The sequence below is a fragment of the Lentzea tibetensis genome, assembly GCF_007845675.1.
GTDB lineage: Bacteria > Actinomycetota > Actinomycetes > Mycobacteriales > Pseudonocardiaceae > Lentzea > Lentzea tibetensis.
The window spans coordinates 156,657-170,684 of the sequence record NZ_VOBR01000007.1 but is presented as its reverse complement, the minus strand read 5'-3'; the positions used below and the strand labels follow the sequence as shown (position 1 = coordinate 170,684).

Sequence of the window (14,028 nt, the reverse complement as noted above, 5' to 3'; positions counted from 1 at the left end):
GTCGGGAGTCGAGAAAAGAGCCTCACGCCTGGCGATGCTCGCCACAGTCGCACTTCCGGCCACTTCCGCACCTCCGGCCCAAAGAAGTACTCTGCGAGCAGCCGAAACGCAATGGACGAAGGGGGACTGAGCTATATGACACAACAGGGAATTCGGTACGCTCAGTCACCTCAATACTCCGACGGGGTGGCCGTTCCTCGCATCGGGGAGGTCCCAAGTCAATACGCCGATCAGCCCAGTCGGGGTCACACGTGTGTGATCGGGGCGGGACTGGCCGGACTAGCGGTCGCCAAAACTCTTCGCGGACGCAATTCCACCTTCAGCGTCCTGGAGCAGACCACCGACGTCGGTGGGCTGTGGCACAGCGCGGGCAGCGGGGCGCCCTCCCCCGGCTACGCCTCCCTCCACCTCAACACGTCCAGCAAGGTCAGCGGCTTTTCCGACTTCCCGATGCCGAATGGGTACCCGCGTTATCCGAGACACGACCTGGTGGCCGAGTACCTCAGTGACTTCGCCGACGAGTTCGGCCTCCGCGAGCACATTCGTTTCGGCGTGGAAGTAGTTGAGGTCGCACCGAACCCCGATTCCGGCTGGAATGTGCGCACACGTGACACCGCGACCGGACGTGAAGAGATCCTCATGTTTCAGCACGTCGTGGTGGCAACGGGTCACCACTCGCATCCCAAATGGCCAGAGCCCGCAATTCCCGGTGCTGAGCAGTTCCCCGGCGCCCAATTGCACAGTTACGAGTACTTCTCCCCTGCCGATCACGTCGGCAAACGCGTCGTCGTGGCAGGTTTCGGGAATTCGGCCGCCGATGTCTCAGTTGATTTGTCGCGCCTGGCCAGCAAAACGTATCTTTCGATACGCCGAAGCCTGCACGTCGTTCCCAAGACCATGCTGGGAATTCCCATCGACGAAATCGCGTCAAAGGGCTGGTGGGCCCGCATGGGATTCGACGACCAGCGCCGGTTCGTCGAGGTGGTTCTCCGCGTCATCCGGGGCAGGCTGGCCGACTACGGAATTCCGGAGCCGGACCACCGAATCTTCTCCAGCCCGGTCACGATTTCCGACGAGCTGCTCAGCCGGATCAGCCACGGCGACATCACGGTGAAGCCCGCGATCGACCGGTTCGACGGCTCCGCCGTGTGCTTCTCCGACGGCACGCGCGTCGAGGCCGACGCCGTCGTCTACTGCACGGGCTACCGGATCGCGTTCCCGTTCCTGCCCGGCGAGTGGTTCCGCGACTCGACCGGCCAGATCGCGCTGTACCACCGCGTGATCCCGCCGGGGCGGCCCGGACTGTACTTCGCCGGGCTCATCCGTCCCGTCGGGTCGATCACGCGGCTGCTGGAGGGACAGGCCGAGTGGATCGCCGACCTCGTCGACGGTTCCGCCGGCCTGCCGCACACCAAGGAGATGATCACCGAGATCGAGCGCCACCTCGCCGCCGCGCGGCAGCGCTACGGTCCCACCGAGATCGACTCGATCCAGGTGGACTTCGCCCCGTACCTGGAGTCCCTGCTCAGCGAGCGGCGTGCTCGAGCCGGCTCATGCTGTGCCGGATCAACCCGATGAGCGTCGACTTGCTCGACTCCCGGTCGCGCGCGTCGCACAGCACGACCGGGATCGCGGGATCCAGGTCGAGCGCGCCGCGCACCTCGTCGACCGTGTAGGCCTGTGCACCGTCGAAGCAGTTCACCGCGACCACGAACGGGATGCGGCGGTGCTCGAAGAAGTCGATCGACGGGAAGCTCGCGTCCAGCCTGCGCGTGTCCACGAGGACGACCGCGCCGATCGCGCCGTGCGCCAGCTCGTCCCACATGAACCAGAAGCGGTTCTGCCCCGGTGTCCCGAACAGGTACAGCACGATCTGCGGGCTGATCGTGATGCGACCGAAGTCGAGCGCGACGGTCGTCGTCTCCTTGCCCTCGATGCCCGCCAGGTCGTCGACGTGGACGCCCGCCTCGGTGAGCAGCTCTTCGGTCCTGAGGGGCGGGATCTCGCTGACCGAGCCGACCATGGTGGTCTTGCCCGTGCCGAACCCACCCGCGATGACGATCTTGACTGCCGTTGGCACGGTCAGCGCGTCGTCAGATGCCACGAACACCATCCAGTACGGCCTGAAGTAGATCCCGGTCCGGGATCTCCGAGATTCGGGACACATCCTGCACGATCACGTCACCGCGCTCGATGAGGTCGCTCAACAACACCTTGACCACGATCAGCGGCACGTCGAGGTACGCCGCGACCTCGGCGACGGACAGCGGCTTGCGGCACACCTCGAGCAGCTCGCGGTGCTCGACGTTCAGCGACGTCAGGTCGGCCGTCTGCGTCTGCCGCGCGGCGCGCACCTGCGTGACGAGGTGCAGCTCGCGGGTCACCGGCCGGGTGCGCCCGCGGACCATCGCGTACGGACGGACCAGCGGGCCCGCCGCCTCGTCGTACCACCAGTCCTCGCGGGACGACATCAGCGCGACTCTCGGGCCGACGGCACAGCCGCGCCGTTCGTCTCCGCGCGCGGCGCGGACGAGAGGTAGGTGCCGACCCGCTTCACGAGCATGTTCATCTCGTAGCCGATCATGCCCATGTCCGAGTCCTCCTCGCCGAGCACCGCGAGGCACGCACCGTGGCCCGCCGCCGTGACGAAGAGGTAGGCATGCTCCATCTCGACGATGGTCTGCCGGACCGCGCCGCCGCCGAAGTGCCGCCCGGTGCCCCGCGCGAGGCTCTGGAACGCCGACGCCATCGCGGACAGGTGTTCCGAGTCGTCCCTCGACAGACCTGCCGACCGGCCGAGCAGAAGGCCGTCCGCCGACAGCACGACCGCGTGACGGGCGCCGACCACGCGCTGGATCAGGTCTTCCAGCAACCAGTTCAGTTCGCCGTGCTGGCTGGTGTTGTCCTTCATGACGAGGGAGCCCCTTCTGATTTCCAGTCATCTGTCCGCCGCGCGTCGAGCGTTCCCCGCTGGAAGGCGGAGAGCCCTTCCCTTGTTCGCTCGGCGGACTGCTCGCTCTGCAGCGCCGGACCCTGCTCCGCCTCTCGCGAATAGTCCTCGTCCATGAGCTGCGGAGCCAGGTTCTGCTGCCGCTGCCTGCGCGGCAGCGGCGGTTTACCCGCGTCTGACACGGGTGCGGACGCGTTCTCGTTCACCTGCTGCTCCGCTGGACGGGGATCGGGATCCGTTCCATGCGCCTGGACGGCACCCAGAAATCGGGCACCGGCCTGCTCCTGCCCCTGTTCCTTCTCCTGCTCGTGGCCGTGGTTCTTCTCGTGGAACGACCGCACCGGCATCTGCGTGGTCTCGCCGATGTCACCCGACATCTGCGGACCCGCGATGAGCGGAACCGGCAGCACGACGAGCGCGACGGTCCCGCCGTACGGCGAGTCGCGCAGCTCCACCTTGACGCCGCGCTTGGCCGCGAGCCGTGCGACCACGAACAGGCCGAGGCGGGACTCGCCGCGGAACGCCATGGCGTCGAAGTCCGGCGGGTTGCTCAGCTTGGCGTTGGCCTGCGCGCGTTCCTCCGGCGTCATGCCGAGGCCGTGGTCCTCGATCTCGACGACGATGCCGTGCGGCACGACGCTGCTGTGCACCACGACCTCGGAGCGCGGTGACGAGAACGCCGTGGCGTTGTCGACCAGCTCCGCGAGCAGGTGGATGGTGTCCGCGACGGCGACACCGACGAGCGCGCGGTCCGGCACCGGGTTGACCCGCACGCGCTGGTACTGCTCGGTCTCGGCGACGGCGGCGCGGATGATGTCGCTGAGCCGCACCGGCTTGCGCCACTGCCGTCCCGGCTGCTCACCGGCGAGGATGATCAGGTTCTCGGCGTTGCGGCGGGCGCGCGTCGCGAGGTGGTCGAGCTGGAAGAGGGAGTCGAGCTGCTCCGGGTTCTCCTCCTCGCGCTCCAGCTTGTCCAGGATCTTCAGCTGGCGGTGCACGAGGCCCTGGTTGCGGTGCGCGATGTCGAGGAAGACCCGGTTGACGCCCTCACGCGCCTGGCTCTCCTTCACCGCCGCGGCGACCGCGGTGTACTGCGCGGCGTTGAACGCGTCGGCCACCTGGCCGATCTCGTCGTTGCCGAAGTCGAGCGGCGGCACCTCGGCGCGCACGTCGACCTGGTCGCCTCGGCGGAGCCTGCCGACGATGGACGGCAGCCGCTCGTGCGCGAGCATCAGGGCTTCGCTGCGCAGCGCGGCGAGGCGGCTGACGAGTGCCTTGTTGACGAGCCTGCTGGAGACGCGGACGGCGACGAAGATGCCGCCGAGCACCACGATCAGGGCGATGATGCTGCCGATGAGCACCGCGATGAACTTGCGGTTGCCGTTCTCCATGCCGACGTCGGAGGCGTAGACGGCCTGGTCGACGCCGAGCTTGACGAGCCTCTCGGACACCGGGTTCGCGACCAGCGCCCACTGGCTCGGCGACATCCGGTGCGTGCGCGCGCCGATGAACTCGTTCTCGTAGCTGGTGAGACGCCGCCAGTCCTCGGACGCGGTGAGCTCCTGGTACGACTGCTGCACCCGCGGGTCGGCGAACGGCGTGGTCGACTTGAGCAGCGCCCGGTACGAGCCGACGAGGTTGACGAACTCGAGGTGGTCCTGAGTGGACAGCTCGGTGCCCGCGAGCGCGCCGGACACCACAGAGGACGCTCGTGACATCCAGTCAGCGGCGCGGAAGAGGTCCGTCGCGTTGAGACCGCCCTGGCCAGCCTCGGCGTCGGGGACGATGCGCGCCTGCGTGCCGAACAACGCGGAACCGGCGTCGACGACGCTGTTGTAATAGGCGTAGACGTCGCTGCGCGAGACGTTGCCGCCCTCGACCTGCGCGCGGCGCTGCGGCAGCTCCGCCAGCAGCCGGTCGAGCGAGGCGATCTTGTCGGCGACCTCGACGGGCGCGTTGGCCGCGAGCTTGTCGAACGCCGCCCGCATGGTCGTGACGTCCTCGTCGACCTGCCGCTGCTGCGCCCACAACTGGTCGCGCGACGGGCTCTTGTCGCTGAGGACGGTCATCGTGAGCTGGCGTTCCTTCTGGATCGCCACGAACGTGTTGACCGCCGGGATCGAGGCGTCCTTGACGCCGACCGCCACAGCGCGGATGTAGAAGCCGTCGAAGACGGTGTACGACGAGAACGTCAGCCACATGACCAGCAGGACGACACTCGGAACGACGACGATTCCGGTGAGCCTGGAGCGAATGGTCTTGTGGTCGGTCTCCTGCGGCTTCTTCTTACTCACAACGCCCCACGATCACCCGATTGGCTACGGAACGGTAACACTCAAGATCAATGTCACCTTAAGACATGGATCACGCGCGCAATGCGACCCGCAGGCTACCCAGTCGTGTGACGAGTGCGATACCCGGTCGGGGGTCGCATCGCTCAATGCGACCCCCGACACGTTTGGCTACGGCCGATCGATCGCGACCGCGTTGTACGGCGTGGTGGGCGTCGGAGGGGTGCTGAACCGGGCATTCGGCAGGTAGAGACGATCACCGAACGCCGCGACCGTCGTCGGCACGTCGAACCTCGGGTCGGTGGTCTTGGAGACCAAAGTTCCACCGCTGTTCGTCAGCCGGTACTTGGCGACGGTGTTCAGCCGGTTCTGCACGACGTACAGGTTGTGACCGATCCGCAGCAGACCGTCACCGTTCGTGAGCACCTCGCCGCCGAGGTTCACCGCCTTCGTCGCGCCGGTGGCGGGGTCGACGCGGAACAGCAGGCCGGTGTTGCTCTGCACCGCGAACAGCGCCCGTCCGTCGACGGTCGTCTCGATGCCGTTCAGGTTGGTCGCGCCGGGCGTGACCACCAGCTCACCGGTGAGGGCGAGCGTCCGGTGCTCCTTCGGCAGGTTCAGCGGAACCTGGTAGAGCACGGCCTTGCGCGAGTCGGTGAACCACGCGCCCCGGTGCGTGACGATCACGTCGTTGACGAACGTGTCCGCGGTGGCGAACTGGTAGCTCGCCAGCAGCTTCCCGCTGCGGGTGTCGTAGACGCGTCCCTGCCCGGACGGCCCGCCCGAGACCCACAGCCTGCCCCTGCTGTCGACCTTCATGCCCAGCGAGTTCGCGACCGTGCCCTTGACGAACACCTCGCCCCGCCCGGTGCGCAAGTCGGCCGCGTAGATCGATCCGTCGACCCGCGATCCGAAGTACGCGGTGCGGCCGCTGATCGCGATGCCTTCCGGCTGCCAGCCCGCGGGGAGCGTGATCTCGGTGGGGAACTTGGGCTTCCCCGCTGTCTCTGCTGCTGTCTCTGCTGCGGTGACCGGTGCGGCTCCTGCGAGCGTGAGCCCCAGGACCGCCGCGACCAGGACACCGATTCTGCGCTGCATGACGCCTCCTGTTGGTTAGCGTGCGGCCCGAGTCTTTCGCGGGCCACGGCGTCATGCGACACATCGACAGTCAATGGACAGGGAACCTCTCGACCCAGCGCTTCTGCCACGGCGTCTCCACCGCACCGCGCCGGTAGTGCTCCCGCGTCCACGCCACGGCGGCCTTCGGCTCGACGCCCGCGAGGATCGCCAGGCACGAGATGACCGTCCCGGTGCGCCCGACCCCGCCACCGCAGGCGACCTCGACCCGCTGCCCCGCCAGGGCTCTGGCGTGCAGGTCGCGGATCTGCGCGATCGCCTTGTCCCGGTCCTTCGGCAGCCAGAAGTCCGGCCACTCGACCAGGTCGTGCGCCCACGGCAGGTCCTTCGGCAGCTTCCCCAGGTAGAGGCCGAACTCCGGCTCAGGCCCCTCCGGCATCGGCTTGCGCTGCCCGCGACCGCGCACCCACGCGCCGTCCGGCAGCTGCACCGCTCCCACCAGCATGATGTCGTCCCCCTAGAACGAACCCAGCACCTCCGCGATCAGCTCGAGCGACTCGCACGGAGTCAGCGCGATCTCCTGGAGGGCGGTGAACCTCACCATATAAGGCCCGCGCTCCTCTGGGCTTTCGACGTAGCTGCCGCGGCGCACGGACTGCAGGTAGACCACGTCGTCGTGCTGTTCGTGCGGGAACGACAGGATCGTGAACGGCGAACCGACGGCCGGGTAGGCGCCCGCCGCGAACGGCATGACGCGGATGGTGACGTTCGCCAGCTCAGCGAGCTCGATCAGGTGCAGCAGCTGCGCGCGCATCACCCGCGGGCCGCCGACCGTCTGGCGCAGCGCTGCCTCGCACAGGACTACCTCGACGACGAGCGGGTTCTTGTCGGTGAGCCGCTGCCTGCGCACCTCGCGCAGTGCGATGCGCTGTTCGGCGACGACGGCGGCGCGCAGCGGGTCGTCCGCCTTCGCGAGCGCGGTGATGTAGTCGGGGATCTGGAAGAAGCCGGGCAGCACGTCGATCCGGAACGCGCGCACTGACGACGCCTCCAGCTCGAGCCTGCCGTACTCCCCCACCGCGTCGAACAGGACACCCATCTCGCCGGCGGACGGCCTGCGCAGCCGCCGCGCGTGTTCCGTGTTCGCCACGAGCTGCTGCCGTTCCGGCGCGGGCACGAGGTAGACGAAACCGAGCGCCATCACGTCGACCGGGGCCGACGGCTGGACCGCGTTCTCCATCATGCTCAGCTTGGCGGTCGAGAAGCCGACCCTGCGCCCCGCCTCGGACAGGCTGAACTGACGGTCCTTGCGCCAGTCGCCCAGCGTTCGCCCGATGGCACGTTCCAGCATCGTGGGCCGGAATGGCTTACCCATGTGATCAAGCGTAAGCGAAGGCGGAGTTGCCGAACCAATCACATCGAGTGGATTTCCCTTAGACGGCAACGCTTCCCGTTAGACAACGAGACAGAGTGAGAGCGCTTCCATTTGTGGTGTTCCTGCACGTTCAGGCGGGAAACAGTTGTGCCGCTTACACGTCTGGATGTGGATAACCGTTAGACGGCATTCGGTCAGCTTCAGTCGGCCATCGCGTGGGTGCAGTTGAGCGCCTCGCCCGACTCGCTGGTCACCGAGCGCACCTGCCGGCCGTTGATGATGATCTTGCAGGTCAGCGTCCCGTGCACGCCTTCGAGGCGCAGGCTGACGCGGCCGTGCCGCGCGCCGGACCGTTCCCACGGCACGTCGGGGTTGCGCAACGTCTTCTCGTCCTGACCGGGGAACAGATAAGTCAGCCGATCGGTCGTGCCTGATCCCTCGACGCGTAATCGGATGTCCGGCGGCACCGCACACCCGCTCACCAGGATGGCGAGCACCAGCACCATTCTCATGCCGTGACATTAGGAACCTGGACCGTCACCTGGCATCGGTCGGAAGGCGGAACCGGTATCAGCCGTCAGTCTGACAACCGCAGCCCCGCGCAGCGCAAAGACTCTTCAACGCGCAGTCGTTCGATGTCGCGGTCGACGCCTTCCGGCAGGGTGTCGAGGCGGTGTTCGACGTCCACCGCCAGGCACGCCTGCTTCAGCAGTTCGTCGTACGCCTGGCGGGCGCTGATGCGCCGGACGGCCGGGGTGCCCGGCTGGTAGAAGCGCAGCACGCGCCGGACGCGGCGCAGGTCGGCCGCGATCATCTCCACCGGTGGCGCCTCGACGACGAGCTTCGGGTGCCGCATCCGCCTGATCAACCGGGGTAACCGGAGCAGGGCCCAGAACAACAAGCTGGGCGCCACTGCCGCGATGACGTACAGCACCAGGTTGCCGACGGGAGCTTCGGCCATAGCTCATTCTAGTGCCAGGAAGTCCTCCAGCAGTGCGTTCACGGCGTCCGGTCGTTCGAGGTTCGGCAGGTGTCCCGCCCAGTCGAGGTGCACGTGCCGCGCGCCGGGGATGTCGTGCGCGAGCGACTCCGCGACCTGCTGGAAGTAGTCGACGTCGTGGCCGCCGGAGACGACGAGCGTCGGCACCCGGATCTCCCCCGCGTCAACGGGAGTGCGCCGGATCTCGGCGTCGTGGCCGAGCTGCGCGAGCACCGACCGGCGCTTCATCTCGCGGACCGACTTGCGCGCGACCTCGTCCGCCTCAGGCCCCAGCCAGGTCTCGACGGCCAGCTCGACCACGCCGTCCACGTCGCCCGTCGCCAGCAGTTCCCGCTCGCGCGCTGCCCACGCCGAGATGGCGGGCGTCAACGGGACGCCGTGCCGCCCAGGGCACAGCAGGACCAGGCCGGACACCAGCGACGGCCAGCGGCAGGCGACCTCCTGCGCGATCGATCCGCCGAACGACGAACCGACCAGCACCACCGGGCCGTCGAGCAGGGCGCGGACGTCGGCGGCCGGGTCGAACGACGGCACCGCGGGCTCGGCGCCGTAGCCGCGGAAGTCCGGGCGCAGCACGCGGTGCCCGGCCAGCGCCGGCAGCTGCGGCTCCCACATGCCGCGGTCGCAGGCGGTCGAGTGGAGCAGGACGACGTCGCTCAACGAGAACTCCCCAGGTGTCCACAGTGGATTCAGCCCGCGTGCAGGGCCAGGTACAGGTCGACGCGCGCGGCGAAGTCGGACAGGTCGACGTCCAGCAGCTCCTCGACCCTGCCCACGCGGTAGCGCAACGTGTTGACGTGCACGTGCAGCTTGGCGGCCGCGACGGTCCACGAGCCGGAGCAGTCGAGGAACACCTGGAGCGTGCCGACGAGGTCCGAGCCGTGCTCGGTGTCGTAGTCCAGCACCGGGCCGAGCAGCCTGCGCCGCAACGACGACCGCAGCTCCTCGGGCACGCCGGCGAGCAGCAGCTGGTGCAGCGCGATCTCGTCACCGGCGACGACGCAGGTGCGCCCGGTGCGCCGCTCCCCCAACCTGCGCGCGTGCGCGGCCTCCTCGGCGGCGCCGCGCAACCCGGCCGCCCGCACCGGCGACGAGATGCCGACGAGCACGCGGGCCGAGCCGAGTCCGGGTTCCAGCACGCGCAACGACTCCCGCACCGCGTCCGGCACCGCGTCGTCCGCGCGGGCCAGCGCGTAGACCTCGGTGCCGACCGGGGTGACGAGCGCGGCGGGCAGCAGTTCCTCCAGCACGGCGGCGGCGAGCTCGACGCGCTGGTCGGACGACGACGCGGTCAGCACGCGCAGCCGGTCGCCGGTGTCGAGTCCGACGGCGGTGAGGCGGGAGGCGAGCTCGCCGTGGGTGGCCGCCCCGGAGAGCACGAGGTGCAGCAGCGGGCCCGCCGCGCGGTTCTCGACGTGCCTGCCCTGCGCGAGCCGCGACCGTTCCAGCGCGACGAGCGACGCCAGTTCGACGGCGCCCTCCTCGGACACCGCGCCCGCGACGACGAGGATCCAGTTGGTGAGCCGGGAACCGCCGCGTTCGGCGACCGGCAGCAGGGTGAAGCCGCGGAACGCGCGGGGCAGCCGGTCGGCCTGGAGGAACTCGCGCACCAGCGACTCGCGACCGGCCAGCTCGCCGCCCGCGACGACCCGCCCGGTGGTGGACAGGACCCAGCAGCGGGTGCCCAGCTCGGCGGACCCGGCGGAGAGCAGCGCGTCGAGCCCGGCGCCCTCGGCGACGACGCTGAGCAGCCTGCGGTGCCTGCCGAGCCCGGCCAGCTCCAGCGACACGCGTTCGGTGATCGTCGCGAACGACAGGTCGACCGGGACCTCGAGCAGCGGCACCTGGTGGCGTTCGCACGCGTCGACGAGGTCCGTCGGCAGCGCCAGCGACTCGGTCTCGGACGCGGCGAGCCCGGCGACGCCGACCGCGGCCAGTGCGGCGACGAAGGCCTCCGACGAGGCGGGGCCGTCGTGCCAGAGCAGGCCGGACAGCACCAGCTCGCCGCCGGACAGGTAGCGGCTGGGGTCGGGCAGCTCCGTGCCGTAGACGCGGGTGACCTGGCGGTCCAGCAGGTCGGAGCCCACCTGGAGGCTGAGGCGGAGCTCGGGCATCTGGAGGAGAGTGCGTAGGAGCAGCATCGCGATCACCTTCCTCCATTCGTGTTTGTAGGAAAGCACAAATTGACTGTCTGTAGGAGCCTGGGGATTCATGTGTCCCCGCTCTAGCCCAACGGGGACCACGCTCTGTGTACTGGCTCACACAGCGATTGGAGGGCGAGTGACGATCTCCACCCACGTGCTCGACGCGCAGCGAGGACGGCCCGCGGTCGGCGTGGCCGTGCAGTTGCAGCGTCAGGACGGGACCGTCGTGGCCGAGTCGGCGACCAACGTCGACGGGCGGGTCACCGGCTGGGGCGACGGTCTCGACGCCGGCGTGTACCGGCTGGTGTTCCACACGGCCGGCATCGCGCCGTTCTTCCCCGAGGTCGTGCTCACGTTCCACTACGAGGACCCGGCGCAGCACTACCACGTGCCGCTGCTGCTCTCGCCGTTCGCCTACTCCACCTATCGAGGTAGCTGATGGACTTCCTACGCCCCACCACCCTCGCGGAGGCGCTGGCCGTGAAGGCCGAGCGGCCAGACGCCGTGCCGATCGCCGGTGGCACGGACGTCATGGTGGAACTGAACTTCGACCACCGGCGGCCAGCCGCGCTGCTGGACCTGACGCGGATCGACGAGCTGCGGACGTGGTCGGACGGCGACGAGCTGCGGATCGGGTCGGGCGTGCCGTACGTCCGGATCATCGAGGAGCTCGGCGCTCAGCTGCCCGGCCTCGCGATGGCGTCGCGGACGGTCGGGTCGCCGCAGATCCGCAACCGCGGCACGGTCGGCGGCAACCTCGGCGCCGCCTCCCCCGCCGGTGACACGCACCCGGTGCTGCTGGCGTCCGACGCGGTCATCGAGGTCGCGTCGGTGCGCGGCACCCGGATGATCGAGGCGGACGACTTCTACGTCGGTGTGAAGCGCAACTCGCTGGAGCCGGACGAGCTGATCACCGCGATCCACCTGGCGCCGGCGGCCGGGCCGCAGCAGTTCTCGAAGGTCGGCACGCGCAACGCGATGGTGATCGCCGTCTGCTCGTTCGCCCTCTCCCTGCACCCTGGAGAGAAGCGCGTCGGTGCGGCCGTGGGTTCGGCAGCTCCGACGCCGCGCCGCGCGCGGGACGCCGAGGAGTTCCTGAACCACGCGCTGGACTTCGACAACCCCCGCCCGCTGCTCGACTCGGTGAAGCGCGAGTTCGGCGAGCTGGTGTCGCAGGCGGCGTCCCCGATCGACGACGTGCGCGGGTCGGCCGCGTACCGCAAGCACGCATTGGCCGTCATGGCCCGCCGCACGCTCGGCTGGACGTGGCAGGAGTTCTTGACCGAGGAGCAGGCATGCGCGTGAACGTGACCGTCAACGGCGAGCAGCGGCAGGCCGACGACGTCTGGGAAGGCGAGTCGCTGCTCTTCATGCTGCGCGAGCGGCTGGGCCTGCCCGGTTCGAAGAACGCGTGCGAGCAGGGCGAGTGCGGTTCGTGCACGGTGTACCTGGACGACGTGCCGGTGTGCTCCTGCCTGGTCGCGGCCGGCCAGGCGCAGGACCGTTCGGTGCGGACGGTCGAGGGCCTCGCGTCCGGCGACTCGCTCGACCCGGTGCAGGAGGCGTTCGTCGAGGCGGGCGCGGTGCAGTGCGGGTTCTGCACGCCCGGTCTCGTGGTGGCGGCGCACGACCTGCTGGAGCGCGTCCCCTCGCCGTCGGATCCGGAGATCCGCGAGGCGCTCGCCGGAAACCTGTGCCGCTGCACGGGTTACGAGAAGATCATGGACGCGGTCCGGCTGGCGGCTGGTCGGCGATGATCGTACTGGACAACGTCGCGGTGGCCACTGTGGACGGTGCGGGGACCGAGCACCGCAACGGTCACGTGATCATCGACGGTGAGCACGTGCTCGCGGTGGGTGCGGGTCCCGCGCCCACGCCGTCCGCTGACCACGTCCGCGTGGACGGGAGCGGCTGCCTGGTCACGCCCGGCCTCGTGAACACCCATCACCACCTCTACCAGTGGGCGACGCGCGGCTACGCGCAGGACGCCACGCTGTTCGAGTGGCTGACCACGCTGTACCCGGTGTGGCGCGGACTCGACGCGTCCGTCACGCACGCCGCCGCTTCCGCCGGCCTGGCACGGCTCGCGCTGACCGGGTGCACGCTGGCCGCTGACCACCACTACGTGTTCCCTCAGGGTGGTGGCGACGTGTTCGAGGCGCTGGTCGGCGCGGGCCGCCGGGTGGGGATCCGGCTGGAGGCGATCCGCGGGTCGATGGACCGCGGCGAGTCCGACGGCGGGCTGCCGCCGGACAACCTGGTCGAGGACACCGACGCCGCGCTGCGCGCCACCGAGGAGGCCATCGGCGACTACCACTCGTCCGCGCCGAACGCTCTCGTGCGCGTCGCCGTGGGGCCGTGCTCGCCGTTCTCGGTGAGCCGCGAGCTGATGACCGGGGCTGCTTCGCTCGCACGCAGGCACGGGGTCCGGCTGCACACGCACCTCGCCGAGACGATCGACGAGGAGGAGCAGTGCCAGCGCGAGAACGGCTGCACGCCGACCGAGTACGCCGAGCAGCTGGGCTGGCTCGGTGACGACGTGTGGCTCGCGCACACCGTGCACCTGTCCGACGCGGCGGTGAAGCGGCTCGGTGCCACTTCGACCGGATCCGCCCATTGCCCCACGTCCAACGGCCGGCTCGGCACGGGGATCGCGCCGGTCCGGGATCTGCTCGACGCCGGTGCGCCGGTCGGGCTCGGTGTCGACGGTGCCGCGTCCAATGAGGACGGTGGGCTCGTGGTCGAGCTGCGGTCCGCGTTGCACCAGGCGCGGCAGCGGGGCGGGCCTCGGGCGCTGGACGTCCGGCTGGCGTTGTGGATGGGGACCATGGGCGGGGCGCGGTGCCTCGGGCGCGCGGACCACCTGGGTTCGATCGAGCCGGGCAAGCTCGCCGACCTGGCCGTGTGGGACCTCAACGGGCTGAACTACGCCGGTATCACTGACCCTGTGGCCGCGCTGGTGCTCGGGCCGCAGCCGCCGCTGAAGCTGCTGATGGTGGGTGGGCGGACCGTCGTCGAGGACGGCGAACTGCGCACCGCGTCGACGGCTGACATCGCGGGCGAACTGCGCACCGCCAGCACCCGGCTCGCGGAGGCGGCACGATGACGCGCTCACGCAGGCGTCCCCGCCGGGGGATCCCCAGTTCTCATTCTCCCAGCGAGCACCGACAATTCCGGGCCCTCGCACAGCT

General features: G+C 69.5%; 16 protein-coding genes. 5 read left to right on the top strand and 11 right to left on the bottom strand.

Annotation, left to right across the window (positions count from 1 at the left end; all coding sequences use genetic code 11):
• The first annotated feature begins 111 nt into the window (after positions 1-111).
• On the top strand, positions 112-1,578 hold the full coding sequence (locus tag FKR81_RS13200; RefSeq protein ID WP_235921513.1) for a flavin-containing monooxygenase: 1,467 nt from the start codon (positions 112-114) through the stop codon (positions 1,576-1,578).
• Here the strand turns inward: FKR81_RS13200 and FKR81_RS13195 are convergent.
• From FKR81_RS13195 to FKR81_RS13145, 11 genes are all read right to left on the bottom strand, one after another.
• Positions 1,526-2,113: a GTP-binding protein gene (locus FKR81_RS13195; protein WP_146351585.1), complete on the bottom strand. Its 588-nt coding sequence runs from the start codon at positions 2,111-2,113 to the stop codon at positions 1,526-1,528. The two genes, FKR81_RS13200 and FKR81_RS13195, sit on opposite strands and share 53 nt — an antisense overlap.
• A complete protein-coding gene (locus FKR81_RS13190) occupies positions 2,094-2,471 on the bottom strand; it encodes a DUF742 domain-containing protein (protein ID WP_146351582.1) in 378 nt (125 codons plus the stop codon). The genes FKR81_RS13195 and FKR81_RS13190 overlap by 20 nt, the downstream gene beginning before the upstream one ends.
• Positions 2,471-2,911 (bottom strand): roadblock/LC7 domain-containing protein, encoded by a 441-nt coding sequence (locus FKR81_RS13185; protein WP_146351579.1) that lies wholly within the window; start codon positions 2,909-2,911, stop codon positions 2,471-2,473. The genes FKR81_RS13190 and FKR81_RS13185 overlap by 1 nt, the downstream gene beginning before the upstream one ends.
• A complete protein-coding gene (locus tag FKR81_RS13180; protein ID WP_235921512.1) occupies positions 2,908-5,244 on the bottom strand; it encodes a sensor histidine kinase in 2,337 nt (778 codons plus the stop codon). Before FKR81_RS13180 ends, FKR81_RS13185 begins: the two co-directional genes overlap by 4 nt.
• 168 nt (positions 5,245-5,412) lie before the next feature.
• Entirely contained in the window at positions 5,413-6,339 is a 927-nt protein-coding gene (locus FKR81_RS13175) for an NHL repeat-containing protein (protein ID WP_146351576.1), read from the bottom strand.
• Between the two features lie 70 nt (positions 6,340-6,409).
• A complete protein-coding gene (locus FKR81_RS13170) occupies positions 6,410-6,823 on the bottom strand; it encodes a phosphatase domain-containing protein (protein WP_146351574.1) in 414 nt (137 codons plus the stop codon).
• A gap of 12 nt (positions 6,824-6,835) precedes the next feature.
• Positions 6,836-7,693 carry a DUF5753 domain-containing protein gene (locus FKR81_RS13165; protein ID WP_146351571.1) on the bottom strand — a complete coding sequence of 286 codons (858 nt, stop codon included), beginning with the start codon at positions 7,691-7,693 and terminating at the stop codon, positions 6,836-6,838.
• A gap of 200 nt (positions 7,694-7,893) precedes the next feature.
• Positions 7,894-8,205, bottom strand: a complete 312-nt coding sequence (locus tag FKR81_RS13160) for a hypothetical protein (RefSeq protein ID WP_146351568.1) — start codon at positions 8,203-8,205, stop codon at positions 7,894-7,896.
• Positions 8,206-8,270: 65 nt separating this feature from the next.
• Positions 8,271-8,654, bottom strand: coding sequence for a hypothetical protein (locus FKR81_RS13155; RefSeq protein ID WP_146351565.1), 384 nt, complete (start codon positions 8,652-8,654; stop codon positions 8,271-8,273).
• A gap of 3 nt (positions 8,655-8,657) precedes the next feature.
• Positions 8,658-9,353 (bottom strand): alpha/beta fold hydrolase, encoded by a 696-nt coding sequence (locus tag FKR81_RS13150; RefSeq protein WP_222598254.1) that lies wholly within the window; start codon positions 9,351-9,353, stop codon positions 8,658-8,660.
• 29 nt (positions 9,354-9,382) lie between these two features.
• Positions 9,383-10,834, bottom strand: coding sequence for a PucR family transcriptional regulator (locus FKR81_RS13145; RefSeq protein WP_146351562.1), 1,452 nt, complete (start codon positions 10,832-10,834; stop codon positions 9,383-9,385).
• Between the two features lie 139 nt (positions 10,835-10,973).
• Here FKR81_RS13145 and uraH point away from each other — a divergent pair, with 139 nt between their 5' ends.
• From uraH to FKR81_RS13125, 4 genes are read left to right on the top strand one after another with little or no spacing between them, the layout of a single operon-like run.
• The gene (uraH, locus tag FKR81_RS13140; RefSeq protein ID WP_235921511.1) at positions 10,974-11,276 is read left to right on the top strand and encodes a hydroxyisourate hydrolase; all 303 of its coding nucleotides are present in this window, start codon (positions 10,974-10,976) and stop codon (positions 11,274-11,276) included.
• Complete coding sequence (locus FKR81_RS13135) at positions 11,276-12,142, top strand: FAD binding domain-containing protein (RefSeq protein WP_146351556.1); 867 nt, start codon at positions 11,276-11,278, stop codon at positions 12,140-12,142. The genes uraH and FKR81_RS13135 overlap by 1 nt, the downstream gene beginning before the upstream one ends.
• The gene (locus tag FKR81_RS13130) at positions 12,133-12,594 is read left to right on the top strand and encodes a (2Fe-2S)-binding protein (protein WP_146351553.1); all 462 of its coding nucleotides are present in this window, start codon (positions 12,133-12,135) and stop codon (positions 12,592-12,594) included. The genes FKR81_RS13135 and FKR81_RS13130 overlap by 10 nt, the downstream gene beginning before the upstream one ends.
• Positions 12,591-13,943 carry an 8-oxoguanine deaminase gene (locus FKR81_RS13125; RefSeq protein ID WP_146351550.1) on the top strand — a complete coding sequence of 451 codons (1,353 nt, stop codon included), beginning with the start codon at positions 12,591-12,593 and terminating at the stop codon, positions 13,941-13,943. The genes FKR81_RS13130 and FKR81_RS13125 overlap by 4 nt, the downstream gene beginning before the upstream one ends.
• The last annotated feature ends 85 nt before the right edge of the window (positions 13,944-14,028 follow it).